Genomic DNA, 24,574 nt, shown 5'->3' with positions numbered 1-24,574 from the left:
TTCGCGTCCCAGCTGCTCCTTCAGAGAGAATGGGAGGATGGCAGGATCTTCGACTTCGCGCCCCACCGTACTGGTGTTTGCGACAGGTGGCACCATTGGCATGCGTGAGACGGAGAAAGGGCTCGCGCCGGATCCCGACTTCCCCGAAGCACTCGAACAGCTGGTCAGCGGCATCGCGACGCCGCTCGGCATCGACTGGCGGATCAACCATCTCCTCCCCTCGATCGACAGCTCAAACGCTGACGCTTCGACCGCGCCGCGCATCGCCCGGGCGGTGCGCGCGAGAGCCCGCACGCAGCGCCCGCGCGGCGTTGTCATCACCCACGGCACCGACACCCTCGCATTCACAGCGGCGCGGCTCGCGTTCGAGCTCGCAGACCTTGGCGTGCCCGTGGTCATCACCGGCAGTCAGCTCCCGCACGGCGCCCCGGGATCCGACGTCATCGCAAACTTGACGCTCGCTCTGCGCACAGCCGTGCGGGCGGCTCCCGGATCCCCCGTTTCGATCGTGTTCGGCGGATCGATCCTGCCCGCGGTGCGCGCCGAGAAGCACAGCAGTGTGTCCCTCGGCGCGTTTCGGGCGGAGCTTTCTCTCGCGGCCGAGCCGCTGGGGCTCCCGACGATGCCAGCCGTGCGGGAATCCCGGGATTCGGCGCGCGTGATCTCCTTCCGCTTTGTGCCTGCCGTCACCGCCGCCGACCTTCGTGGAGCGGTCGCGGGCGCCCCCGATGGTCTCGTGCTGGAGTGCTACGGCAGCGGCAATGCCCCCATGAGTCGGCCCGGAATGCTCGGAGCACTCCGTGAAATCTGCGCCGAGATCCCCGTCGTGGCAATCACACAGTGCGACACCGGCGGCGTCGACCTTCAACGCTACGCCGTCGGGCACGAACTCGCCGCGGCCGGGGTCATCGACGGCAGCGACCTTACGATCGAGGCAGCCACCGCGAAGCTGAGCTACCTCATTGACGCGGGCTTCGCGGGCGAGGAGCTCGCGTCTCTCGTGTCGCGAAACCTCGTGGGAGAGTGCGTCGGACGCTAGCTGACCGCTAGGCCCCGAAACCCATTGAATCCACAGCCGCTGCCCGGCTGCACCCCGCTAGGCTTGACACAACACATACGCCTGGAAAGGAAACAGACGCATGAGCAACCCGGCTCTTAGCAACAACCCGGCTCTCAACGGTAAGACCTTGACCGCCGATGAGCTGCGCCGCATCTACGATCAGCCCGCGGCTCAGATGCAGCGGCCCGGAGTTGACGTTCCCGCAACCCCAGAGGCCTCGCAGCAGCCGCCGGTCATCGTGCCATCAGACAAGCCGATGACGTACGAAAACACCATCTCGAAGACGGTGATGCTGTTCCTCATCGTCCTCGCCTTTGGTGCCGTCGGCTGGTTTATGCCGATTCTCGCGCTCCCCGCAGCGATCATCGGCCTGGTGCTGGGCCTCGTCAACGCGTTCAAGAAGGAACCGAGCGTTCCGTTGATCGTGGCCTACGCCGTCTTCCAGGGAGTATTCCTCGGTGGCATCTCGGGCGTCTTCGAGGCCCGCTGGTCCGGGATCGTCTCCCAGGCCGTCATCGGCACGCTGGTGGTGTTTGCAGCCGTACTGCTGCTCTTCCGCAGCGGCAAGGTACGCACCAGCCCCGTATGAACAAGATTTTCATGGTCGCGATCATCAGTTACGCAGGCTTCTCCCTCGTGAACCTCGTCATGATGCTGACGGGGCTCAATTCCGACCCCTGGGGCATGCGTGGCGCGACGATCTTCGGCATCCCGCTGGGACTTGGAATCGGTGCGCTTGCGATCCTGCTCGCTTCGTACTCGCTCGTGATGGACTTCGAGCTGATCCAGAACGGCGTGAAGAACCGCGTCCCCGAAAAGTGGGCGTGGTCCGCGGCCTTCGGCCTCATGGTCACCCTGATCTGGCTCTACGTCGAGATCCTGCGGATCCTCGCGATCCTGCGCGGCGACTAAGCGCACTAGCTGAACAGTCACAGCACCTCAGCCGGTGCTCACCGTTCAGCCGGTTGAAATCAAGGGATTTTAACCGGCTGACGAGTGAGTACCGGCTGAACTGTTGTTGCGCATGTGACAATGGGGCTATGAGCACTCAAGTTAGCGACTACCTCGCCACGCTCCCGGAGGCGGAGCGCGAGCGGATCCTTGAGATCTACACGCGTGCACGCGAGGTCGTGCCCGAGGCCGAAGAGGGCCTCAGCTATGCCATGCCGTGCCTCATGTACAAGGGCAAAGGCCTCATCGCGGTCATGAACACGCGGAAGCACATTGGGGTGTATCCCTTCGGCAATCTGGGGACACTGGCTGACGCCGTCGCAGAGGCCGGACTCGACAGCACCAAGGGTCAATCCACCTCAAGCCGGGGCAGCGTCTTCCCACGGAACTGCTCGACCAATTCCTCGAGCGCCGGGTCGCACAGATCGACGGGTAGGCGCTCGTTACTCGGGATCAGGTTGAGAGTCGAGTTTAGTCTCGGCCTCGGGATCCCCCTTGGGCATGCCCATCACGAATCCGATGATCGCCCCGATCGCGAGGCCCACGCCGATGCCCGCGCCAATCGCGTTGCCGGTCGCACCGATCATTCCGCCGATGCCCCGCCGAGAACGATGCCGGCACTGATCCAGGCCGCTGACACCCCAAACGCCGGGTTCTTCTTCTCACTCATGGTTTCCATGCTACTCCGGTTGGTGCAGCCGCCAGACTCTTGTTGCACGCCGAGCCTTCGTTTCGCCGTCGAGCCTGCGGCTCGCTCATTCGGCGGGGTGCAGGGACGAGACCGAGACGGTCTCGGAGTGAGCTAAAAACGCCCAGAAATGGGCGCCTTTAGCTACTCCCACTCGATCGTTCCCGGGGGTTTGGAGGTGACGTCGAGCACGACACGATTCACCTCGGGCACCTGATTCGTAATCGCATTTGAAATGCGCGCCAGTACCTCGTAGGGCACGCGCGTCCAGTCGGCGGTCATCGCATCCTCCGACGACACCGGGCGCAGCACAATCGGGTGGCCATACGTACGCCCGTCACCCTGCACCCCCACGGAACGAACGTCAGCGAGCAGCACGACCGGGCACTGCCAGATCTCCGCGTCAAGGCCCGCAGCCGTCAGCTCGGCGCGCGCAATGGCGTCCGCCTCGCGCAGCGTCTCAAGGCGATCACGCGTGACCTCGCCCACGATCCGGATCCCGAGCCCGGGGCCAGGGAAGGGCTGCCGACCAACGATCGCCTCGGGGATCCCGAGCTCGCGACCGATCGCACGCACCTCATCCTTGAACAGCGTCCGCAGCGGCTCGATGAGTTCGAAGTCGAGGTCATCGGGCAAGCCACCGACGTTGTGGTGAGACTTAATGTTTGCGGTGCCGGATCCGCCACCCGACTCAACCACATCGGGGTAGAGCGTGCCCTGCACCAAAAACTTCACCTTCTCGCCCGACGCCGCAGCCTCGCTGACGAGATCTCGCTGTACCTGCTCAAACGCGCGAATAAACTCACGACCGATGATCTTGCGCTTCTGCTCGGGATCGGTGACCCCTTCGAGATGCCCGAGGAAGGTATCAGCGGCCTCGACGGTAATCAGCCGCACACCGGTCGACTCGACGTAGTCCTTCTCGACCTGCTCGCGCTCGCCCTTGCGGAGAAGCCCGTGATCCACAAACACGGCGGTCAACTGATCGCCGATGGCACGGTGCACAAGCGCCGTGGACACCGCGGAATCAACGCCCCCCGACAGCGCAGAGATCACGCGCGCGGAACCCACCTGCTCCCGGATCCGGGCGATCTGCTCCGCGATCACATTGCCCGCGTTCCAATCGTTCGCGATGCCCGCGACATGGTGCAGGAAGTTTTCGAGCAGCTTCTGGCCGTGATCCGAATGCTTCACCTCGGGGTGCCATTGCACGCCGTACATCCGCTTCTCGGCGCTGCCAAACGCTGCCACCGGTGTGACGGCGGTCTTTGCAAGCACCTCAAACCCCTCGGGGGCCTGCTGCACGGCATCGCCATGGCTCATCCAGACGTTCTGCGTCTCGGGTTGATCGCCCAGAATCGCGCCGCCGCCACCGAGCACGGACGCATCGGTCGCCCCGTATTCACGGTCACCAGTGTTTCCGACAACTCCGCCCAGCGCTCTGGCCATCACCTGGAAGCCGTAGCAGATCCCGAGAGTCGGGATCCCCAGCTCAAAAATCGTGTCGTCAAACTGCGGTGCCCCGTCCGCATATACCGAGGACGGTCCGCCTGAGAGCACGATGCCGAGCGGCTGCTTCGCGCGCACTTCCTCGGCCGTGATTGTGTGGGGCACAAGCTCCGAGTACACGCCGGCCTCGCGCACACGGCGCGCAATCAGCTGCGCGTACTGTGCACCGAAGTCAACGACGAGCACCGGGCGGTGCGCGGTGTGGGCGGATGAGGTCATGAACGGCCTTCCGGACTGTGAGCGGTCGATGCCGCAGTGGGTGGTTGGGAAACTTCTGGGGAGCCGCCAGTTTGCTCCGCTTCGCGCGCGGCGAGGAACGCGTTGACCTCGCGCACGACGCGCGCTTCAAGGATGAATGACATGAACGGGATCACGCCGCCCAGGGCGATCAACAGGAACCGCATGAACCCCCAGCGCATCGGACTCCACAGCATAAAGTCGGACACCAGGTACACAACGTAGAACCAGCCGTGTGCGATCAGGATCGCCTTGAACAGGTCAAAACCGCCCGGCTGAAAGTCGGCGTCGATCCCCTCGGGTGCGATGGGCTCAAACCGAGCGAATCCGTCGGGCCCGAACAAAAACAGCTGTACATGGAAGACGTACTTCATGACCATCACGGCGCACAGCAGCAGGAGCATCACGCCGGTGATGACCGAGGTCACCTTGTACACGCTGACCGCCTTGCGGATTCGCGGATAGTCGGCTGGTTTCGGCTGCAATTGCATGGCGTCCATTCTATTGCGTCGCTAGTGGGGGTCGCTGGGTTCGGGTTCAGCCTGAGACAGCAGTTTGAGTTCGTGTTCCTTTTCCCATGCGTCACGCGCGAGACGGAACCAGAAGAACACGGCGAAGCCGGCAAACACGACCCACTCAACCGCGTAGAAGACGTTTAGCCAGCTCACCTTCTCCGGGGGTGTGGGCGCCACCGAGTCGATCGGATCGAGCCCCAAGAGCAGTTCCGTTCCCCCCGCTTGTGAGTGCATCACCAGGTATCCCGCATAGACCGGAGAGTCAACGTCCGTCCACAGGTTTGCAAGGTGCGCGGGCAGCATGCTCTTCAGCGTCTGCGGGTCCTCGTCCTCGCGCGGAACCTGCGCCGCCTCGGCCGGCATATACCGGCCCTCAAGCAGGCGCGAGGATACAAATTCAGGATCGCGGTCGAACTCTTCGAGCGCGCGCTGCGCCGCCGCCGCATCCGGCGCCCACGCAATCGCCACGGCGAGGTTGGATCCGGGTTCACCCTCCGGAGCCTCCGTCACGAAGCGCCCGACGACCCAGGTGCCGGTCTCTCCGCCGTTTTGCCTCGGGGAGAGCAGCCGCGAGTCTCCCGGCACGAAGGACCCGCGGACCCTCACCACGACGCCAGCACCGGCTTCCGTCACACCAATCCCGGTGTCGGCCACCTCTGACAGCGGCTGTATCGCTTCGGTATCCACCACCGGATCCGAGCTGGAGCGAATCGCGTTACTCATCTGCCACTGCCCCAGCCAGGCGAATGCCGCCGCGACGAGCATGGCAAGCAGGAACGCGAGAACCCAGCGTGGCCGCCGCATGACCTGGCCAAGCGTGGGGTCACCCAAATACTCGGGCTTTCGCGACTGTTCCACAGGCGCGACTAGCGTTCGGCGTGAACGATATCGATGCGCTGGAAACTCTTGAGCTCCGAATAGCCGGTCGTCGCCATGGCGCGCTTCAGCGCACCCATCAGGTTGGCACTGCCGTCAGCGACGTGCGCCGGGCCATTCACGATCTCAGAGAGAGGAGCCACCGCATCGACCGCGATCCGGCGCCCGCGCGGCAGATCCTCGTGGTGCGCTTCCTGACCCCAGTGCCAGCCCTTGCCGGGCGCGTCTGAGGCCCGGGCGAGGGCCGTGCCGAGCATGACCGCATCGGCGCCGCACGCCATCGCCTTGATGAGGTCACCAGAGGTGCCGAGGCCGCCGTCTGCGATCACATGCACGTAACGTCCGCCCGACTCGTCAAGGTAGTCGGAACGTGCGCCCGCCACATCGGCGATCGCGCTCGCCATTGGTGCCCTGATGCCAAGCGTCGCGCGGGTCGTTGAGGAAGCACCGCCACCGAAGCCGACAAGCACGCCCGCGGCCCCCGTGCGCATGAGGTGGAGCGCCGACTGATATGTCGCTGCTCCCCCGACGATCACGGGTACATCCAGCTCGTAGATGAACTGCTTCAGGTTGAGGGGCTCGCGTCCCTCTTTCGCGACGTGCTCCGCCGACACCGTGTTGCCGCGGATCACGAATAGATCGACACCGGCGTTCACCACCGTCTCGGTGAACTCCGCGGTGCGGTGCGGTGACAGGGCGCCGGCAACGGTCACTCCGGCGTCGCGGATCTCACCGAGGCGCGCACGAATCAGTTCGGGCTGGATCGGAGCCGCATACAGTTCGCGCATCCGTTTCACGGCTGCGACCTCGTCAGTGATCGTCGAGAGCTCGGCGAGCAGGGGTTCGGGATCCGTGTGGCGCGTCCACAGTCCCTCGAGATTCATAACCCCGAGGCCCCCAAGCCGCCCAAGCTCGATCGCCTTCGCGGGCGACATCACCGAGTCCATAGGTGCTCCGAGCACGGGGATCTCAAATTGGAACGCGTCAATCGACCAGGCGGTCGAGACAAGCTCGGGATCGCGTGTGCGCCGCGTCGGCACAATCCCGATTTCGTCGAAGGTGTATACGCGTCTCGCACGCTTGCCGCGGCCAATTTCGATCTGGTTGCTCACTAGCCCAGTCTATCTATTCGGTATGACACTGTCTGAGTAGCCAATCTTCGGCCCTACCGCCTGTAGTTCGGGGCTTCCACGACCATCTGCACGTCGTGCGGGTGTGACTCTTTGAGTCCGGCCGAGGTGATGCGCACGAACTGCCCGCGTTCCTTCAGCTCAGTCACCGTGCGCGCACCGACGTAGAACATCGACTGCCGCAGCCCGCCGATCATCTGGTGCGCAACTGCCCCAAGCGGGCCGCGATACGGCACCTGACCTTCGATGCCCTCGGGGATCAGCTTCTCGTCGCTCGGCACATCGGCCTGGAAGTAGCGATCCTTCGAATACGAGGTGCGCTCCCCCGCGTCTGCAAGGCACCAAGCGAACCCATGCCGCGGTAATTCTTGAACTGCTTCCCGCCCACGAACACGAGGTCCCCGGGGCTCTCATCGGTGCCTGCGAGCAGTGAGCCCATCATCACCGAAGAAGCACCCGCGACGAGCGCCTTCGCAATATCGCCCGAGTGCTGCAAGCCGCCATCTGCGATCACCGGCACCCCGGCCGGTGTCGCAGCACGCGCCGCCTCGTAGACGGCGGTCACCTGCGGAACTCCAACGCCAGCGATCACCCGAGTGGTGCAGATGGATCCTGGACCAACACCGACCTTGATTGCGTCCGCACCGGCATCAACAATGGCTTTGGCGCCAGCGTAGGTGGCGACGTTCCCGCCGATCACGTCGACGGCCGCGAACGCGGGGTCACCCTTAATCTTCGCGATGATGTCGAGCACACCCTTGCTGTCACCGTTCGCGGTGTCAACCACCAACACGTCAACACCGGCCTCAAGCAGCGAGCTCGCGCGCTTCCAAGCGTCGCCGAAGAAACCAACGGCAGCACCAACGCGGAGCCGGCCGGAGTCGTCCTTCGTGGAATCCGGGTACTGTTCTTCTTTGTCGAAGTCCTTGACTGTGATGAGCCCGGTCAGGCGCCCCTCACCGTCGACGAGCGGGAGCTTTTCGATCTTGTGCGTGGCGAAGATCTGCCAGGCGTCATCGCGTGAGATGCCGGTCCGTGCGGTAATCAGCGGCATCTTGGTCATGGCATCTGCCACCCGCACCTGCGCGCGATCCTTCGGATCGATGAAGCGCATGTCGCGGTTCGTGATGATCCCGAGGAGCACACCGGCCGAGTCGACCACGGGCAGCCCGGAGACGCGGTATTCACCGCAGAGCGCATCGACCTCGGCCACAGTCGCATCAATGGTGGTGGTTACGGGATTCGTAATCATGCCGGCTTCTGAACGCTTCACCCGGTCGACCATTTCCGCCTGATCCTGGATCGAAAGATTGCGGTGCAGGATCCCGAGGCCGCCGTTGCGCGCCATCGCGACCGCCATTCGCGTCTCAGTCACCGTGTCCATCGCGGCGGAGATGAGCGGGATGCTCAGGCGGATGCGGCGCGTGAGCTGCGTCGACGTGTCGGCTTCACTCGGAATGACGTCGGTGTGTGCGGGCAAGAGCAGCACATCGTCGTAGGTGAGTCCGGTAAATCCGAATGGGTCGCGCTGTTCCATGAGTCCTCGCTTGGTTAAAGATGGGAGGGTGTGCCTATAAAGGAGGGTGCGGATCGCGCTCCCCGTGCAGATCAGTCTAAGGGAATCGGCCCAGTTGAAAGCTGTGCTCCGGGCGAACGTCGCAGCTGAAGAATCATGTCAACGATCAGCAGCACCAGCGCGATCCACACCGTGATAAAGCCGATCCAGCGCCCGAGTGACACTTCTTCGTGCAGCACAAAATAGCCGTACAGGAACCCGAGAATCGGTGTCAAGAACTGGATGAAGCCGATGTAGGACAGGGGCAGACGCCGCGCCGACTCACCGAAAAGAATGAGCGGGATCGCCGTGACAACACCGCTTCCTAAGACGAGAAGCAGGATCCCGGGCCCGAAGGTGTGGGCGGTGAGCCCTGCCGTGGTCGCGATAATGATCATCTGGACGATACCGACCGGCACAGAGATCAAGGTCTCAACGGTCAGCCCCGTCAGCCCATCAATCGTCTCTCCAACGTGCTTGTGCACGGCGCCGTAGACACCAAAGGTGAGCGCAAGGCCGATCGAAATCCAGGGGAACGCACCATACGCAATCGCGACCGTCAAGACTCCAACGGCGGCAATGCCGACAGCCATCCACTGCAGCCGTGAAAGGCTCTCTTTCCGCACCACCACACCAATGAGAATGGTGAAAAGCGGGTTAATGAAGTAGCCGAGCGAGGTCTCAATGACGTGCCCGGTCATCACCCCGATCACGAAGATCTGCCAGTTTGCGTACAGAAGCAGCGATGACAGCGCGAACCAGCCCAAGAGTCGGGGCTTTCGCAGGATCGCGGCCACCTGGGACCAACGACCCGTGATGGTCACAAGAACCGCGCTGAATACGAGGGTCGCGGTGACCCGCCAGGGCACCACCTCGAGCGCGCTCACCATAGAGATGAGGCCGAAATAGGCGGGGAATGCGCCCCACAGGAGATAGGCGGAGAGCCCGTACCCTAGTCCCGCGCGAAATTTTCTCACCAAGTTAGTTTAGTCACGCCTCTGAGATCTCCGTAGATACGCCGTGGGGCCGCAGATCCGAAGATCCACGGCCCCACCAGAACGCTGTCTGAGGCTTTAGCGCTCGACGATTGCGAGAATGTCGCGAGCCGAAAGCACGAGGTAATCTTCGCCACCGACCTTGACCTCAGTACCGCCGAACTTCGAGTAGATCACAAGGTTACCGACCTCAACGTCGAGGGGAATGCGGGTTCCGTTGTCAGACACGCGACCGGGTCCCACAGCGACGACCTCGCCCTCCTGGGGCTTCTCCTTGGCGCTCTCGGGAATGACCAGACCGGATGCGGTGGTCTGCTCTGCCTCGACCTGCTTGATAACGATACGATCTTCGAGCGGCTTAATAGCGACCGACACAGTTGACCTCTTTCCAATTGCGAAGTGGATCTCACGCCCGCCCACTGCGAACGCGCTACCCAAGAGTCTACGGCTCAAGTTGGCACTCTCGCAAGGGGAGTGCCAACTCCTAGGCATCGGATCGCCAAGAGCGAACGCCACAATCTTCCTCCGGTTGCACAGGGCATTTCCCTGGCGGGAGGCCTGCCACCCATAGAATGGAGATTACGCCGGATCGCATATCTGAAAGAAGAGTAAATGTCTACGCCCAACCCCCACAGCAGCCCGTTCCCCCGCAGTACCCTGCGCCACAAACGCCGGCTCCGCAGCAGGCCGCTCCCCAGCAGAGCTTCCCGGGCCAGCAGGCCCCACAGGCCTATCCGCAACAGGCAGCGCAGTACCCGCAGCCGAACCATCCGGCGCCCTCAACAGCGACGACGCTCGACAAGACCAACACCTTCGCGCTGCTCTCAATCATCCTCGCATTCATCGCACCGCTCGCCGGCATCGTGTTCGGTCACATGGGCCTCAGCCAGATCAAGAAGAAGGGCGACGCTGGTCGCGGCATCGCGCTCACGGGCCTCATCATCAGCTACGCCTACTTCGTCTTCGTCGCGGTCTTCTTTTTCGTGTGGATCGGATTCGTTGTCACGTTGTTCAGCAGCCTGGGCGGTCTGATGAACGGCTACAGCGACTACGGCTACTACAACTAGGGAATTGCCGAACTCCCAGATCCTCCCCGGCTGGGACGCGCTCAGCACCGAGCGGGGGCTCACTGTACTCGAGTGGGCCTCCGCTCAGCGCATTGAGGGCCGTTCAATGGCCGAGCTCAACTCCGCGCTTCGCCGCCAAGAGCTTTCGCCAGACGAGGTCGCCGCGATCCTGACCCAGGTGGGACTGCGAAATAAGGCCGCGGCGAAGTTTGGCGCGCTGGCTTCGCAGCTCCTGTTCACGCAGGCCGGACTCGAGCAGGCGAGCCGCGCTCGGGTGTCAGCGCACCACGCTGAGCGGTTTCGCGCGGCCGGTTGTGCGCGGGTCGCGGATCTCGGCTGCGGGCTAGGATCCGAATCGATCGCGCTGCTGGAGGCCGGGATCACCCCCTTGCCCGTCGAGCTCGATCCGCTCACCGCGCGCTTTGCCGCACACAATTTGCGCGTTGCGTCGGGCCAGGCTGGACTCCCCGCCCCCTCCGTGCGCGTGGGAGACGCAGAGTTACTCGGGGCCGCCAATGCCGACGGCGTGTTTCTCGATCCGGCCAGGCGCACTGCCGGGCACCGCGACACGCGGAGGGTCACTTCGCCCGACGACTACTCCCCCTCTCTCACCTTCGCCTTCGGTTTTGCTTCGCTGCTGCCAACCGGAATCAAGCTCGGCCCCGGCTTCGACCGCGAACTCATCCCAGACTCCGCCGAGGCACAGTGGGTGTCGGTCGACGGCCAGGTGGTCGAAATGGGACTGTGGTTTGGGGCTGCGGCTCGCGAGGGGATCCGTCGCTCAGCGTTGGTGTTGCGTGGGGAAAGCGATAGTTTTGAACTCACCGCGCCGGGCGACACAGCCGACGTCGAGGTTCAAGCGCTGGGCGAGTACCTCTACGAGCCTGACGGTGCGGTGATCCGCGCGCGCCTCATCGGCGAACTCGCGCGCCGAATCGATGCGGGGATGCTCAGCGAGGGCATCGCCTACATGACCTCGAATCGCCACGTCTGGACCCCGTTTGCACAGGCCTTTCGGATCCTGGAGGTGCTGCCAGCTAAGGAGAAGGAACTGCGCCGTGCCCTTTCTGACCGCGGCATCGGCTCGCTGGAGATCAAGAAGCGCGGCGCCAACGTGGATCCGGCGGCGCTCCGCACCCGACTCAAGCTGCGGGGCGAGAACCACGCCACGCTGTTCCTCACCCGTGTGGGAGACGCCCACACGGCACTACTCGCGGAGCGGTGCTGAGACATGCTCCCGGCTGACTAGAGACTGGCGGTTGAGCAAGCACCGCGTCGACTCTACGCCGTCGGCGCAGCAGTATCGGCCGAGTGACCACGATCGACCGTGCCATCAGCGAGCTCAACAACCTCGTCTGATTCGTCTTGCGATTGGTCACCCAGGCGTCCGCGAGTGATCGTATTCATGATCATCGCGATTGCACCGTCGCCAGTCACGTTGGTCGCGGTGCCGAAACTGTCGAGGGCAATGTAGGCAGCAAACATGATGCCCACCTCAGCCTCACCAAACCCGAGCATCTGCACGAGAAGACCGGCCGCGGCTGCAATCGCGCCACCGGGCACGCCCGGCGCGGCAATCATCATGATGCCAAGCATCAAGATGAACGGGAAGTACGAACCGAAGGACACGTCGCCGCCTGTGAGCAGAAGTACCGCGATCGAGAACGCCGTGATCTTGACCATCGAGCCTGACAGGTGAATCGTCGCGCACAGCGGCACCACGAACCCTGCAACCGCGTCACTGACCCCGTTCTTCTTCGTTGACGCTAGCGTCACCGGAATCGTCGCTGCCGACGACGACGTGCCGAGCGCCGTGAAGTATGCATCGCGCATGTTCCACAGCGCGCGCAACGGGTTCGTACGCGCCATCGCCCCGGCGATGCTGTACTGAATCAGCAGAACGACCAGCGTCAACGCGAACGACACGACGACGACGAGCAGGAACTTCGACACCACCGTGACCGCTGACCCGCTCGCGGACAGGTCCAGGAAGATCCCGAAAATGAACAGTGGCAGCGCGGGCACCAGGATACGCCGAATCAGCGACTCGATAATGGTGCGAAACTCAACGGCACCGCGAAACACAACGCGGCTGCGAAAGGCCGTAAGCCCGATCCCGACTACAAACGCCAGCACCAGCGCACTCATTACGTCAATCACCGGTTTCAGCACGATCGATGTCGGCGAATCACCTGCGGCCGTCACGAGCGTAAAGTACGGTGCAAAGCCTGAGCCACCGTCTTCGGTGATCGACCCGAGCTCGCCACCCGCCATCGCGCCGCGAAACAGCCACATGCTAACCCAGTAGGCGAGCAAGCCGGCGAGCAACGTCGACCCGTAAGCAATCGCGGCAGTCAGCCCTAACCATTTGCCTGCACCGCGGCCGAGCTCGGCGATCGCGGGCGTCACCAGGCCCAGGATGATCAGCGGAACCGCAAAGCCCAGAAAGCCCGAAAAGATGGAGTTGTAGGTCAGGAACACTCCGCCGAGCCAGACAGGCACAATTGGGCCGAGCAAAATACCAAGCACAATGGCGACGATGATCCAGCCGAGCAGGGGAAACTTACGGAGCAGGTCCACGTAATCCTTCATTGGGTGAGGGCGGCATGCCGGTTCGGACACGACCCCCTCGTACTTCCGCGGGTCGCGCACAGACAAAACACAAGTTTAGGGGCTCTTCGTAATTGAGGGTGTAGCCGATGTAAAACAGATAACGATGCACGCTCCCCCACCGCCAGCTCACCAGCCCCCCGTTACTTTGTTCGTAGCTCCTGATCCGCGAGGATGAGGAGTGAGGCAGCCAGCCGGGGCCGGCATGATTGTTGCCCCCTGTCGTACCAATGATCTGGGGGTGTTGTCACCGACCTCCGGTCTGGCGGTCGGTGATCGCTGATAGGGGCAAGACCACAGCCGCGCATATCGGGGCAGGGTCGTTCGTAACGTGGATGCCGACGCCTACCGCCACCTGACTGCCGAACACATACAAGCAGGACGGAGGAACACCCCTTGAACAGCATTGAGCACTACGACGACGTCGCGGTCTTCATCGGCCTCGATGTCGGCAAGAGCGAGCATCACGCGGTCGCGCTCACCCGCGACGGGAAGAAGCTCTACGACAAGCCGCTCCCGAACACCGAAGCCAAGATCATATCGGTGCTAGATCAACTCGCTGAGCACGGCCCCGCTCTGCTGGTCGTTGACCAGCCCGCCACGATCGGGGCGCTCCCCGTCGCCGTCGCGCAAGCGCATGGTGTGCTCGTCGGGTATCTCCCCGGCCTCACGATGCGCCGCGTCGCTGACCTCCACCCCGGTGAAGCGAAGACCGACGCACGGGACGCGTTCATCATCGCGGAGACCGCCCGCACGATGCCCTCAACTCTGCGATCGATCAAAGTCGCCGATGAGCAGATCGCGGAACTCTCGATGCTGTGTGGCTTCGATGATGATCTTGCCGCGCAAATCACGCAAGTCTCCAACCGCGTTCGAGGTCTCCTCACCCAGATCCATCCCACCCTGGAACGGGTACTCGGGCCGCGTCTGGATCATCCCGCGATCCTCGATGTGCTGCAGCGTTACCCATCACCGGGTGAGTTGCGCCGAGCCGGGCAGAAGCGCGTCGCGGCCAGGCTCCTCAAGCGTGCCCCGCGCAAGGGCGGGGCATGGGCGCAGGAGATCTTCGACGCCCTCGATCAACAGACCGTGACGGTCACCGGCACGAACGCCGCGAGTATCGTGCTGCCACGGCTCGCGAAGCAACTCAGCGAACTCCGCCAGCAACGCACCGATATCGCGTCCGAGGTTGAGAAGATCGTGGAAGCGCACCCTCTTCACCCGGTCCTGACGAGTATGCCGGGAGTCGGCGTCAGGACCGCAGCCAGACTCCTCACCGAGATCGTCGGGAAACATTTCCCCACGGCCGGGCACCTCGCGTCTTACGCCGGGCTCGCGCCCGTCACCCGCCGATCCGGCACCTCGATCCGCGGCGAACACCCCTCAAAGCGCGGCAACAAGGTCCTGAAACGTGCAATGTTTCTTTCCGCGTTTGCAGCGCTCCGAGATCCCGAATCACGGGCCTACTACGACCGGAAGATCGCGCAAGGCAAACGCCATAACCAAGCACTCATCGCACTGGCGAGGCGCCGCTGCGACGTCCTCCACGCAATGATCAGAACCGGCAGCCTCTACCAGCCACGAACCCAATCAGAAACCGCCCTCGCCGCTTGACAAACAACATAGGGGCACCCCCAAAAAAAACGGGCACCTCTCTGCCGCTGCAACAACGAGGTGCTCACCGCGCGACCGGTATCTTGCGGGCGAAGGATGATTCTCTGCACTTCTGACCGACCTTCAAATGGCCACGGCCAGGGTTCGTAATATGCGCCGCATCCGTGGTCTTCAGCAACTCGTTCGAGTCCTGCTCACTCGCCATCTTGAGTGCGATCTTCGACGTCGAGTTCGCCTCAATCTGATCATTCACCACACCAGCCGGCTTCTGCGTCGCCAAAATCAGATGCACACCCAAGCTCCGCCCAATACGCGCAACACCAGCGACCACGACACACCGCAAATCAGCACTTCGGGATCGCGGCACGTCACACCATCACAGCCTTGCAAAGCCTGTCAAGCCTCGCCAAAAACGCCATGACATCCATGTCATTCAGTTTCACGAAAAAACGAAGCGGTACTGACACCTTCATCTTGGGGACCCAGATAGAAATACAGTTTCTCTTTACACTGAAATACAACATAGTCACATTCCCGGCCAGGATATCCAAGAAAAAAGAACCGCTGTTCTTCATTAGAAGCCCAAAAGTCCACACCCACCGAGTAAAGCTTTGCTTCAGTGTCGTCTAGTTTGCCTGAAAAGGACAGTCGTTCTTCCCAGTTAAGGTCATTCTCCCTTAGTGTCTTATCCCTTCCGCCGATTTGAAGGTTGTTTGGCCATCCACTGATCGCAAACGCGCCATCACGCTGAATGCTGATTCGTGCAGCACCATCACCTGAAGGGTTCTCGTACACCCACTCACCAACCAGATCCACCTGCTGACTCGCACAACCCGTGAGCCCCAGCAGAAGACCGAAGGCGCACAGCATCCCGAGCCACCGTTTCACCATATTTGAGTGTCCTCTCACCGGCTTCTTTTCCCAAGTTACACACGCAAGTCATAGGGAAAGAAACAACTGGTAGCCCAGGCGGACTATGCCGCGAGTTTGAGTTTGCCGGGCGGATGGTGAGGTCGCCACCGCTGCTCGGGATCCAGCCATCTCGGTGCCCGTATTTCTGGGACGCCGTCGCTCATGCGGACCCGCCAGCCGCTGGTATCGAGGCTGCGATGGTGATACCAGCACAGCAGCACCCCGTTATCGGTGTGGGTCGGCCCACCCTGGGCGTGTTCGGTGACGTGGTGGATCTCGCACCACGATGCCGGAGTATTACAGCCCGGGATCACGCAGCCACCGTCTCGGAGAGTGATCGCGCGCCGCTGATGCGGCGTAAACACCCGACTCGGCGATTCAAGGCCCAGTATCCTGCCACGAGCGTCTTGAGTGATGCGCTGGGTCGCTCCCGCGCAGGCCGCGTGGCGTGCGGCACTCATCGAGACGGGGACAAGGAAACCGTTGTGGTCGTGCAGCCGGGCACTGCGCGCTGTGCCGGTGTCGTTGCGGGTGCTGCCTGCGGCAAGGTCCGTGTCGGTGACCTGCACCAGCACCGTCACCGGAGCACCACCCAACAGCGGGGTCTCGGGATGCCGGGCGGCGGTTTGCAGGAGGATCGCGAGGGCGTCGTGACGTTTCTGATCCGGGGTACGAGCCGTGTCAGTGGGCGCAGCATCACTGTCGGTGTCGGTGTCGATGCTTTCGGGGACCGGGACAAACCGCACCGAGCTACCTGAATGACCCGAACTACCCGAACCTGTCTCACCATTCGTGGCACTGTTGTTGGTAGCGGTGCTGTTGATCGAATTGTCGTTGATCGCGGTCCTGGGCGAGTTCACACTGTCAAACAGTCTCGCAAGCAGCGCCGCAGCCTCCGGCACCAACGCCCCAGACACCGGCACAAGTCCGCCACGTTCTTTCCCGAACCGGAACCCCCGCCTCATGAACGCGGCCTCTTCGTCGGGCAGAGTGCCATCGGGGTCAAGGAACTGTTCCCACACCCCACACTGCACCCGCGTCTGATCCGCATGCAACGGCAACACAGGCTCGGTGGCGGCAGTAACGAGTTCACGCTCGGCAATATCGAGCGCTTCAGGGGAACTCCCGGGGCGTTTACCCGTCCGGTCGAGCATCCCCGCGATCGATACCGCAGACTCGATACCGAGAGCACCGTCTTCAAGGGCCGCAGCGAGATGCGGGTGCTGGGGTGGCAGCATGCCGAGGCTGTACCCGTTCCGTGGTACCACGGTCTGGCCGACCCGGATCCGCTGTCTTGCGGTGCTGGCAGACACGAGCGTGGTGCGCTGCAACAGTTCGACCGCGTTCTTGCATCCGTACACGGACGCGAGCGCCAGATCAGGCACCCGGTCACGGCTACGGGCATCTGCGGCCGCGGCGAGCGTGAGCTGCAGCGCGGCAAGCTTCCGCTGCAACGATTCGACCGCGATCAAACCCGACACGATCTCAGCATCAGACAGGCCAGGAACCTCGCCCGGGGCGAGTGCCCCGTCGAGTTGATCGGCGACCGCAGCGAACACGGCCTCAAGACCAGCAGAACGGCCAACACCAACGCCGCCTGAATCACCAAAATCGGCGCTCCCTGCGCGCTCGCCGGGGGCGAGCGGTGTGAGGGTGATCGTCGGTGATTCCATGCTTCTATTATCGCATGTTTCGAAGATTTGTTCTAGGGAATTTGGCGGAATATCAACGATATTTTGGGGCCAAGGGGCCGAGGTTACCTTTCCAATGCCGAGGTTGCATCTCACCGTCGAAAGTGCAGTTCCTTACCGCAACCTCGGCGATGAAATGCAACCTCTGCAGGGGGGATTAGGCCTCGCTCTTACCGAGCCCGCATTTCACCTTCGAGCCTGCGGTTCCTGACGGCAAGGTCGACGGTGAAAGGTAAGCTCGCTGAAGACCCGCGGCTACACCCTCGCTTGCGATGAGCCAGTAATCCAGCGAGGAATCTGCGATTCGCAAACGAACGCAGAATGACGACGAAGAGAGGTAACGATGAAAAGGCCCCGACACAGTGTGCCGGGGCCTCGCATCAGGTAGCTATGACAAGTTCATGCTGTCCTGGAGCTGCTGAACTTACTGCAGGAAGGTCGGGTCATTCAGCGCCGCACCAATAATGGCGAGCGCGATGATGAGGAGAATAGTCCCGATCACAAACCCCAGCGCACCGGTGATGATGCCGGTGATAGCCATCCCCTTTGCCTGCCCTTTCTTGAGCGCCACGATACCAAGGACCACGGCAACAATTCCGCCGATAATCCCGATAAAGGTCACGATGAAGGACAACACAAAACTCGCGATCCCAACGATGAGTGACGAGAGAGCAAGACCCTTGGGCTGCTGAGCCGGAACACCGGCATAGCCCGGAGCCGCGTTGTAAGCCGGGGCTGCGGGGGCTGCCGGGGCTGCGGGTGCAGCGGGTGCAGGCGGCACCGCGGGAGCACCGGGAGCGGGGTACGCAGGCGGTGTGTTTTCAGGCAGGTTTTCAGACATCATGTCTCCTCGTTCGTGGGTCCCTCATGCAGGATCACCCAATTTCGTTTTTCCAAGATACCGTCCAAGCCCGCCTGTTGTCTCTTCCCACACCCGGCAATCCAAAACAAATCGCAGATAAACGTCACCTGACTTGTATCTGCTGCACGGGCAACGTCGAGTCGGCCCCAAACTCCAGGCCAGAGGGCACACAGCCGGCCATCACGAGCTGTGCGCCGAGCGACGCGATCATTGCGCCGTTGTCGGTGCAGAGAGACAGCGGCGGCACCCGCAGCTCCACCCCTGCGGCGAGCGCCCGATCCTGAGCCAACTCACGCACCCGGGCGTTCGCAGCGACCCCGCCCCCGAGCAACAGCCGGGGCACCCCGAGATCCGCACAGGCATTGAGCGCTTTCGTCACCAGCACGTCGGCGACGGCCTCCCGAAAACTCGCGGCGACATCGGCTACCGGGATCGCAGCCCCCGTCTCCACATGCTTTTCGACCCACCGCGCGACGGAGGTTTTGAGGCCCGAGAACGAGAAGTCGTAGCGGTGCTTTGCTTGATCTTTGGGGAGCGAGAGGCCCCGCGGAAATCGGATCGCGGCGGGATCGCCGTCTGCAGCCGCCCGGTCGATCTGCGGCCCGCCCGGGTACGGCAGCCCGAGCAGGCGCGCGACCTTGTCGAAGGCCTCCCCCGCCGCGTCATCGATCGTCTCCCCCAGCAGCTCGACGTCGCCGACGAGATCCCGCACGAGCAGCAGCGAGGTGTGCCCGCCGGAGACGAGCAGCGCGACCGTGGGCAATTCCAGTTCGCCGATCTCACCAACAGTGCCTCGCAGACCTTCCCCCTGCAGCAGATCAGCTCCGACGTGCCCGACAAGATGGTTGACGGCGTAGAGGGGTTTGTCGAGGGCGACCGCGAGCGCTTTGGCGGCGGAGACTCCCACCATCAGGGCGCCGGCCAGGCCGGGACCACACGTGACGGCGATCGCATCGACCTCGTCGAGCGTGACGTTGGCGTCGGCGAGCGCCCGCTCAATCGTCGGGTTCATTTCTTCGAGGTGGGCGCGCGCCGCGACCTCGGGAATGACGCCGCCAAACCGCGCGTGTTCGTCCATCGACGAGGCGATCGCGTTTGCGAGGAGCGTGCGCCCGCGCACGATGCCAACTCCGGTCTCGTCGCAGCTTGTTTCGATGCCGAGGACCAGAGGCTCTCTGGCCGTCTGTTCAGTCATGCGCGGTGCTCCATGTCCAGTTTCATCACGAAGGCGTCGACGTTGTCGGGTTGATAGTAGCGCGGCCGCACCCCGATTTCGGTAAACCCGAGTGACGCGTAGAGCGACTGTGCGACGGGGTTATCAGCGCGCACTTCCAGAAAAACTTCTCGCACTCCGCGAGTTGCGGCTTCGTCGAGCAACGCGTTCATGATGCGACGTCCCTGCCCGCCGCCGCGCACCTCGGGGCGACAGCAATTGTCTGGATGTCTCCCTCTGTACCGAGGGCCAGCAGTCCACCGTAGCCGCGCAGTTCGCCGTCCTGAGTCTCGAGCACGAGGTAGCAGCGGTGATCCGCGCACAGCTCCTCATGCATCATGTCGCGGCTCCAGGCCTCCCCAGCGAACACTGCGGTCTCGAGCGCCCAAATGCCATCGAGATCGTTGAGCGTTGCGGGCCGCAGACTGAGCGGCGTCGGGGTGGGGATCGTGGCGCTCACCCGCTCACCCGTTTCGGCGCACCGGGCTGTTTCACGTCGGGCGCACGCATGTAGAGGGCCTGATCGGGTTCGAAGCTGTGCCCCGCGGCCAGCCTGCGCCCCGCAAGCTCAACGAGGCGTGCGGCGGGAATGCGCTCCGGCCACACTTCGTGGCTCGCGGCAACATAGTCCGCGCGCGGAACCAATTGCACCTCGCCATCGCGCACGGGTACCCCGGCCCAGTCAAGCCCGCGGTACTCGGTCGCGAAGAGTTCGCGACGGCGCGCATCCTGCACCACCCGGACCGCGCTCGCGGCACCCTGCTCGAGGACCGCAAGCGCGACCGCCTCGTGTCCCTGCAGCGGCAGCAACGGCACCCGGCGCGCGAGCGCGAATGCGTGCGCGGCGGCGATCCCGACCCGCAAACCGGTGAAGGGCCCCGGGCCGATCCCGACCACCACACCGCGCACCGCGTCTGGTGCCGAGCCCGCTTGCTCGAGCACTCGATCGATCAGGCCGCCGATGCGTTCTGCGTGGCCGAGGGCGTCGTCACTTGCGACCCAATAGATGCGGGATCCCGCGCCGAACGCGACGCCAGAACCCATCGCGGTGTCGATCGCAAGCAAACCGTCAATCCGCCCGTCCGCGACCTCAATGCCGCCAACAGAACCGCCGGCGCGCAACTCCGCGGGCAACTCCACGGGGAGATCGCCCGGGTATGACCTGATTTCGGACCCGTTCAAAGCACGCCCTCGCTCCATCGCTCACCGAAACCCAACAGGGTGATATGCCGCGGCTCAACCGGCGCTTCGGACCAGTCGACAGAATCGTCGGTACTCTCCGCCGCGGGGCCATCCACCGCGTCACCCGCGCCGGTCGGCCGCGCGATGACGATCTCCAGCCACGACTCCCGCTCAAGATCAAACCCGGCACCCCACTCGGCCACCACCACCGAGCGATCAACGTCAATATCGAGGTCGTCAAGCTCGGCCGCGTCCGCGAGACGGTATGCGTCGACGTGCACGAGCGGTGCGCCACCAATCAACGAGGGGTGCGTGCGTGCGATCACAAACGTCGGGCTTTGCACCGGTCCGCGCACCCCGAGGCCCTCGCCGATACCGCGCGTCAGCGTCGTCTTGCCAGCGCCGAGAGGCCCGGTCAAAATGACGATGTCGCCCGCGCGCAGCACCCGCCCTAGCCGCTTGCCCAGTTCGTGCATCTCGTCAGGGGTCGTCGCGGTGAGTTCTGCGCGGGTCTGTGGTGTGCCGGTCACACGGCACTCCCGTCTACGGGTCTGCGCTGCACACGGGGCCCGATCCCCACGATGATCTCGTAGTTGATCGTGCGCATGAGGCCGGCCCAGATTTCTACGGGAGGGTAGCCCTTCGCCGGATCCCCAAACAGCACCACCGGATCGCCAAGCTGCAGGCGACCTGCGAGCGGTCCGACATCGACGATGAACTGATCCATGCCGATGCGCCCCACAATTGGCCGCGGCTCCCCCGCGATCGACACCCACGCACCCGCGCCATTCAGGGCACGCGGCATACCGTCCGCGTAGCCAATCGGTACGAGCGCGAGTGTGGTCGCGGTCTCGCAGACGTGATTGAAACCGTAAGACACTCCCGCCCCCGCCGGCACCCCGCGCAGGGCAACAATCTCCGAGCGCAGTGCCATCGCCGGAATCAATCCGAAATGCGCGGAGGTTTTATCTGCAAACGGGCTCAACCCATACGCGACGATCCCAACCCGCACCGTGTTGTAGTGCAGGTGGGGCGAGGTCAGCGTCGCCGCACTGGCCGCGAGGTGGATCATCTCGGGATCAATCCCGACCCCCCGCAGCATCTCAACCCCTTCGTCAAAGCGTGCCGCCTGGGCGCGGTCGTTTTCGTCACCGGCGTTTGCGAGATGGCTGAAGATTCCGCGCACGTGGATTCTGCCGTCTCGCACCAGCTCCGCTGCTCTCGCGAACAGCGCGCTCCACTCGCTGGGGGCGGCACCATTTCGGCTGAGCCCCGTGTCGAGCTTGAACTGCACGGTCGCCACCTTGCCCGTCGCCTCGGCCGCGACAGCCACGGCTTCAAGCTGTTGCAGGTAGCTGACACCAATCTCGATGTCGGCCCTCACCGCCTCGGTGAAATCTACGCGAGCGCCGTGCAGCCAGCACAGGATCGGCCCCGCAATCCCCTGCTCTCGCAGACACAAGGCTTCTTCGAGATCGGCCGTCGCGATCATCGTCGCTCCCCCAGCGAGTGCCGCCTGAGCTGCGATCGCGGCACCGTGGCCATAACCATCAGCCTTCACCACCACGATGACGGCGCCGCCCGTGAGTTCGCGCACGCGGGCAACGTTGTGTTTGATCGCCGAAACCGAGATTTCTGCGACGCGAATCGATCCTGTTCTCATGCGCTCGCCTCCACGATCACAAACGCGGTCGCGGTGCCCGCGTCGTGCGTCATCGACAGGTGTGCCCGGTCAGCTCCCCGTGCCGCGAGTGCGTCCGTCAGCGCGGCACCACCAACAAAGAACGGGGCGCGATCATCACCACGCGCGACAGCCATATCGTGCCAGCCCAACGATCCCGAGCCGCCGAGTGCCTTGATCAGTGCCTCGCGGGCAGCAAATCTCGCCGCGAGAGAGGCGAGCGAGAGCCCCTGCTCCGCGGGAGCGAACAGGCGAGCACGCAGCGCCGGCGTGCGCTCAAGCTGTCGCTCAAAGCGAGAAATGTCGACCGTGTCAACACCGATCCCTCGAATCATGCTGTGTCGTTCGCCAGATCATTCAACCGTGACAGACTTCGCCAGGTTGCGAGGCTGATCGACATCGAGCCCCTTCGCAGTTGAAAGCTCCAGCGCAAACCACTGCAGCGGAATCACCTGCAGCAGCGGCTCGAAGAACACATCTGCAAGCGGGAGCCGAATCACATCGTCAGCGTAGGGCAACACCGAGGTGTCACCCTTCTCAACGACGGCGATGACCCGCGCCCCACGCGCACGAATCTCCTGAATATTGGAGACAACCTTCGAGTGCATGAGCGGCGCCGTGCGCGGGCTCGGCACGAGCACAAACACCGGCTGGCCGTGATCGATCAGCGCGATCGGGCCGTGCTTCAGCTCGCCGGCCGCAAATCCTTCGGCGTGGATGTAGGCGATCTCCTTGAGCTTTAGCGCACCCTCGAGCGCCGTCGGGTAACCAACGTGGCGACCGAGGAACAGCACCGAGCGGCTATCGGCCATCCAGTGCGCAAGCTGAGCGATCTGATCGTGAGACTCGACCGCTTCGCGCAGCTTTTCGGGAAGCAACTCAAATTGTTGGACCGCGTCGGCCTGAGTCTGGGCATCAATCGTGCCCCTGACGCGGCCGAGGTGCAGGCCAATGAGGTACAGCGCGGTGATCTGGGCAGTAAAGGCCTTCGTCGAGGCCACGGCGACCTCCGGGCCGGCATGGGTGTAGACGGCGGCATCGGACTCGCGCGGGATCGTCGCGCTCTGGCTATTACAGACCGAGACGGTTACCGCGCCGTGCTCGATTGCATATTTCACCGCCATGAGCGTGTCCATGGTCTCGCCGGACTGACTCACGGAAATGACCATGGTGCGGTCTGTGAGCACTGGATCCCGGTAGCGGAACTCGTGGCTGAGCTGCACCTCGACCGGGATCCTCGCCCACTGCTCGATCGCATAGGCGCCGATCATGCCAGCGTAGGAGGCGGTGCCGCAACCGATAATGATGACGCGGTCGATGGTCTGCAGACGCTCCGCACCGAGTGCGGCGAGTTCCGGGATTTCGACAGTGCCTGCCGAGACTCTGCCACGCACGGTGTTTGCGACGGCTTCCGGCTGCTCGGTGATCTCCTTTGCCATGAACGATGACCAGCCGCCCTTGTCCGCAGCGTCAGCGTCCCACTCCACCTCATACTCGGAGAATTCGACCGAATTGCCCTCGAAGTCTGTGATCCGCACCTCATCGGGGGTGATGATCGCGATGTTGTTTTCGTCGACTGCAACCGCGCGGCGAGTTGCCGAGACAAAGGCCGCAACATCGGAACCGAGGAAGTTCTCGCCCTCCCCCAGACCCACAACGAGCGGGGAGTGGTGGCGCGCCGAAACGATCTTGCCGGGCTCGTCCTGATGCATTGCGAGCAACGTGAAGGTTCCGCGCAATCTCGCGACAATCGTGCGGAACGCCGCCTCCAGATCACCCTGGCGAGCAACCTCGCGGCCAAGCAACACCGCGACAACCTCGGTGTCGGTCTCGCCGATGAGTTCAAGGCCTTCAGCCTCGGCCTCGGCACGCAGCTCGGCAAAGTTTTCGACGATCCCGTTGTGGATCAGCGCAAGCTTGCCGTCGTCTCCCAGGTGCGGGTGCGCGTTCTCGTCTGTTGGACCACCGTGGGTTGCCCAACGGGTGTGCCCGATCCCGGTGCCTCGCGCCTGGAGCGGGTTCTGCTCAAGCAGCGCCTCGAGACGCGCAAGCTTGCCCGAACGCTTCCGCACGCCAACGCTTCCCTGTTCATCAAGAACAGCAATCCCGGCTGAATCGTATCCCCGATATTCCAAGCGACGCAGACCGCTCAGCAGGGCCTCGACCGTATTATTTGGTCCAACATATCCAACGATTCCACACATGCGCCCTAGTTTAGTGGCACGA

24 protein-coding genes and 2 pseudogenes are annotated in these 24,574 nt (G+C 63.4%); 6 read left to right on the top strand and 20 right to left on the bottom strand.

All coding sequences use genetic code 11. The features are described 5' to 3' along the window. Window positions 1–37: 37 nt before the first annotated feature. The 3 genes and pseudogenes from G7067_RS06305 to G7067_RS06295 all read left to right on the top strand — a co-directional run bounded on the left by G7067_RS06305 (window position 38) and on the right by G7067_RS06295 (window position 2,817). Window positions 38–1,039, top strand: a complete 1,002-nt coding sequence (locus G7067_RS06305) for an asparaginase domain-containing protein (protein ID WP_166322834.1) — start codon at window positions 38–40, stop codon at window positions 1,037–1,039. A gap of 100 nt (window positions 1,040–1,139) precedes the next feature. Continuing rightward, window positions 1,140–1,972, top strand: a pseudogene (locus tag G7067_RS15190) (Bax inhibitor-1/YccA family protein). A gap of 128 nt (window positions 1,973–2,100) precedes the next feature. Next, a complete protein-coding gene (locus G7067_RS06295) occupies window positions 2,101–2,817 on the top strand; it encodes an iron chaperone (RefSeq protein WP_166322832.1) in 717 nt (238 codons plus the stop codon). 26 nt (window positions 2,818–2,843) lie between these two features. Here G7067_RS06295 and guaA read toward each other — a convergent pair whose 3' ends face one another. From guaA to groES, 7 genes and pseudogenes are all read right to left on the bottom strand, one after another. Next, on the bottom strand, window positions 2,844–4,427 hold the full coding sequence (gene guaA, locus G7067_RS06290; protein ID WP_166322830.1) for a glutamine-hydrolyzing GMP synthase: 1,584 nt from the start codon (window positions 4,425–4,427) through the stop codon (window positions 2,844–2,846). Continuing rightward, window positions 4,424–4,936 (bottom strand): DUF3817 domain-containing protein, encoded by a 513-nt coding sequence (locus G7067_RS06285; RefSeq protein WP_166322828.1) that lies wholly within the window; start codon window positions 4,934–4,936, stop codon window positions 4,424–4,426. The genes guaA and G7067_RS06285 overlap by 4 nt, the downstream gene beginning before the upstream one ends. 21 nt (window positions 4,937–4,957) lie before the next feature. Beyond that, complete coding sequence (locus tag G7067_RS06280; protein ID WP_244301303.1) at window positions 4,958–5,818, bottom strand: SURF1 family cytochrome oxidase biogenesis protein; 861 nt, start codon at window positions 5,816–5,818, stop codon at window positions 4,958–4,960. A gap of 8 nt (window positions 5,819–5,826) precedes the next feature. Next, on the bottom strand, window positions 5,827–6,948 hold the full coding sequence (locus tag G7067_RS06275) for a GuaB3 family IMP dehydrogenase-related protein (RefSeq protein ID WP_166322826.1): 1,122 nt from the start codon (window positions 6,946–6,948) through the stop codon (window positions 5,827–5,829). A gap of 53 nt (window positions 6,949–7,001) precedes the next feature. Then, window positions 7,002–8,503, bottom strand: a pseudogene (guaB, locus tag G7067_RS06270) (IMP dehydrogenase). A gap of 71 nt (window positions 8,504–8,574) precedes the next feature. Continuing rightward, window positions 8,575–9,498 carry an EamA family transporter RarD gene (gene rarD / locus G7067_RS06265; protein WP_166322824.1) on the bottom strand — a complete coding sequence of 308 codons (924 nt, stop codon included), beginning with the start codon at window positions 9,496–9,498 and terminating at the stop codon, window positions 8,575–8,577. 96 nt (window positions 9,499–9,594) lie between these two features. Further along, window positions 9,595–9,891 carry a co-chaperone GroES gene (gene groES / locus G7067_RS06260; protein WP_166322822.1) on the bottom strand — a complete coding sequence of 99 codons (297 nt, stop codon included), beginning with the start codon at window positions 9,889–9,891 and terminating at the stop codon, window positions 9,595–9,597. Between the two features lie 197 nt (window positions 9,892–10,088). Between groES and G7067_RS06255 the strand changes: the two genes are divergently transcribed. Together G7067_RS06255 and G7067_RS06250 are read left to right on the top strand one after the other, a co-directional pair. Then, entirely contained in the window at window positions 10,089–10,583 is a 495-nt protein-coding gene (locus tag G7067_RS06255; protein ID WP_166322820.1) for a DUF4190 domain-containing protein, read from the top strand. Between the two features lie 4 nt (window positions 10,584–10,587). Next, complete coding sequence (locus tag G7067_RS06250) at window positions 10,588–11,811, top strand: THUMP-like domain-containing protein (RefSeq protein WP_166322818.1); 1,224 nt, start codon at window positions 10,588–10,590, stop codon at window positions 11,809–11,811. Window positions 11,812–11,864: 53 nt separating this feature from the next. Here G7067_RS06250 and G7067_RS06245 read toward each other — a convergent pair whose 3' ends face one another. Continuing rightward, window positions 11,865–13,163: a dicarboxylate/amino acid:cation symporter gene (locus G7067_RS06245; protein WP_166325857.1), complete on the bottom strand. Its 1,299-nt coding sequence runs from the start codon at window positions 13,161–13,163 to the stop codon at window positions 11,865–11,867. Window positions 13,164–13,598: 435 nt separating this feature from the next. Here G7067_RS06245 and G7067_RS06240 point away from each other — a divergent pair, with 435 nt between their 5' ends. After that, window positions 13,599–14,807 (top strand): IS110 family RNA-guided transposase, encoded by a 1,209-nt coding sequence (locus tag G7067_RS06240; protein ID WP_166325516.1) that lies wholly within the window; start codon window positions 13,599–13,601, stop codon window positions 14,805–14,807. Window positions 14,808–14,871: 64 nt separating this feature from the next. Here the strand turns inward: G7067_RS06240 and G7067_RS06235 are convergent, their stop codons facing one another. From G7067_RS06235 to glmS, 12 genes are all read right to left on the bottom strand, one after another. Further along, complete coding sequence (locus G7067_RS06235; RefSeq protein WP_205881212.1) at window positions 14,872–15,099, bottom strand: hypothetical protein; 228 nt, start codon at window positions 15,097–15,099, stop codon at window positions 14,872–14,874. Window positions 15,100–15,236: 137 nt separating this feature from the next. Next, window positions 15,237–15,698, bottom strand: coding sequence for a YgdI/YgdR family lipoprotein (locus tag G7067_RS06230; protein WP_166322816.1), 462 nt, complete (start codon window positions 15,696–15,698; stop codon window positions 15,237–15,239). Window positions 15,699–15,781: 83 nt separating this feature from the next. Next, window positions 15,782–17,392: an HNH endonuclease signature motif containing protein gene (locus tag G7067_RS06225; protein WP_166322814.1), complete on the bottom strand. Its 1,611-nt coding sequence runs from the start codon at window positions 17,390–17,392 to the stop codon at window positions 15,782–15,784. Window positions 17,393–17,834: 442 nt separating this feature from the next. After that, window positions 17,835–18,254 (bottom strand): DUF4190 domain-containing protein, encoded by a 420-nt coding sequence (locus G7067_RS06220; RefSeq protein WP_166322812.1) that lies wholly within the window; start codon window positions 18,252–18,254, stop codon window positions 17,835–17,837. A 121-nt stretch (window positions 18,255–18,375) separates the two neighbouring features. Further along, window positions 18,376–19,467, bottom strand: coding sequence for a tRNA (adenosine(37)-N6)-threonylcarbamoyltransferase complex transferase subunit TsaD (gene tsaD, locus G7067_RS06215; RefSeq protein WP_166322810.1), 1,092 nt, complete (start codon window positions 19,465–19,467; stop codon window positions 18,376–18,378). After that, window positions 19,464–19,658, bottom strand: a complete 195-nt coding sequence (locus G7067_RS14860; RefSeq protein WP_341872876.1) for a GNAT family N-acetyltransferase — start codon at window positions 19,656–19,658, stop codon at window positions 19,464–19,466. Before G7067_RS14860 ends, tsaD begins: the two co-directional genes overlap by 4 nt. Continuing rightward, a complete protein-coding gene (locus G7067_RS14855) occupies window positions 19,655–19,945 on the bottom strand; it encodes a GNAT family protein (RefSeq protein ID WP_341872875.1) in 291 nt (96 codons plus the stop codon). Before G7067_RS14855 ends, G7067_RS14860 begins: the two co-directional genes overlap by 4 nt. Further along, the gene (gene tsaB / locus G7067_RS06205; protein ID WP_244301302.1) at window positions 19,942–20,667 is read right to left on the bottom strand and encodes a tRNA (adenosine(37)-N6)-threonylcarbamoyltransferase complex dimerization subunit type 1 TsaB; all 726 of its coding nucleotides are present in this window, start codon (window positions 20,665–20,667) and stop codon (window positions 19,942–19,944) included. Before tsaB ends, G7067_RS14855 begins: the two co-directional genes overlap by 4 nt. Continuing rightward, window positions 20,664–21,197: a tRNA (adenosine(37)-N6)-threonylcarbamoyltransferase complex ATPase subunit type 1 TsaE gene (gene tsaE / locus G7067_RS06200; protein WP_425280699.1), complete on the bottom strand. Its 534-nt coding sequence runs from the start codon at window positions 21,195–21,197 to the stop codon at window positions 20,664–20,666. Before tsaE ends, tsaB begins: the two co-directional genes overlap by 4 nt. Next, a complete protein-coding gene (alr, locus tag G7067_RS06195; RefSeq protein WP_166322806.1) occupies window positions 21,194–22,330 on the bottom strand; it encodes an alanine racemase in 1,137 nt (378 codons plus the stop codon). The genes tsaE and alr overlap by 4 nt, the downstream gene beginning before the upstream one ends. Further along, window positions 22,327–22,683, bottom strand: a complete 357-nt coding sequence (locus G7067_RS06190; RefSeq protein WP_166322804.1) for a holo-ACP synthase — start codon at window positions 22,681–22,683, stop codon at window positions 22,327–22,329. The genes alr and G7067_RS06190 overlap by 4 nt, the downstream gene beginning before the upstream one ends. Before the next feature lie 18 nt (window positions 22,684–22,701). Further along, complete coding sequence (glmS, locus tag G7067_RS06185) at window positions 22,702–24,552, bottom strand: glutamine--fructose-6-phosphate transaminase (isomerizing) (protein ID WP_166322802.1); 1,851 nt, start codon at window positions 24,550–24,552, stop codon at window positions 22,702–22,704. Between the last annotated feature and the right edge of the window lie 22 nt (window positions 24,553–24,574).

This window comes from Leucobacter insecticola, assembly GCF_011382965.1.
GTDB lineage: Bacteria > Actinomycetota > Actinomycetes > Actinomycetales > Microbacteriaceae > Leucobacter > Leucobacter insecticola.
The sequence above is the reverse complement of the archived record's forward strand: the minus strand, read 5'-3'. Positions and strand labels throughout refer to the sequence as shown.

Coding starts and splice junctions, on each gene's coding strand:
- G7067_RS06305 (WP_166322834.1), top strand. CDS start 38: ATGGCAGGATCTTCGACTTCGCGCCCCACCGTACTGGTGTTTGCGACA.
- G7067_RS06295 (WP_166322832.1), top strand. CDS start 2,101: ATGAGCACTCAAGTTAGCGACTACCTCGCCACGCTCCCGGAGGCGGAG.
- guaA (WP_166322830.1), bottom strand. CDS start 4,427: ATGACCTCATCCGCCCACACCGCGCACCGCCCGGTGCTCGTCGTTGAC.
- G7067_RS06285 (WP_166322828.1), bottom strand. CDS start 4,936: ATGCAATTGCAGCCGAAACCAGCCGACTATCCGCGAATCCGCAAGGCG.
- G7067_RS06255 (WP_166322820.1), top strand. CDS start 10,089: ATGGAGATTACGCCGGATCGCATATCTGAAAGAAGAGTAAATGTCTAC.
- G7067_RS06230 (WP_166322816.1), bottom strand. CDS start 15,698: ATGGTGAAACGGTGGCTCGGGATGCTGTGCGCCTTCGGTCTTCTGCTG.
- G7067_RS06225 (WP_166322814.1), bottom strand. CDS start 17,392: ATGGAATCACCGACGATCACCCTCACACCGCTCGCCCCCGGCGAGCGC.
- G7067_RS06220 (WP_166322812.1), bottom strand. CDS start 18,254: ATGATGTCTGAAAACCTGCCTGAAAACACACCGCCTGCGTACCCCGCT.
- tsaD (WP_166322810.1), bottom strand. CDS start 19,467: ATGACTGAACAGACGGCCAGAGAGCCTCTGGTCCTCGGCATCGAAACA.
- G7067_RS14860 (WP_341872876.1), bottom strand. CDS start 19,658: ATGAACGCGTTGCTCGACGAAGCCGCAACTCGCGGAGTGCGAGAAGTT.
- alr (WP_166322806.1), bottom strand. CDS start 22,330: ATGAGAACAGGATCGATTCGCGTCGCAGAAATCTCGGTTTCGGCGATC.
- G7067_RS06190 (WP_166322804.1), bottom strand. CDS start 22,683: ATGATTCGAGGGATCGGTGTTGACACGGTCGACATTTCTCGCTTTGAG.
- glmS (WP_166322802.1), bottom strand. CDS start 24,552: ATGTGTGGAATCGTTGGATATGTTGGACCAAATAATACGGTCGAGGCC.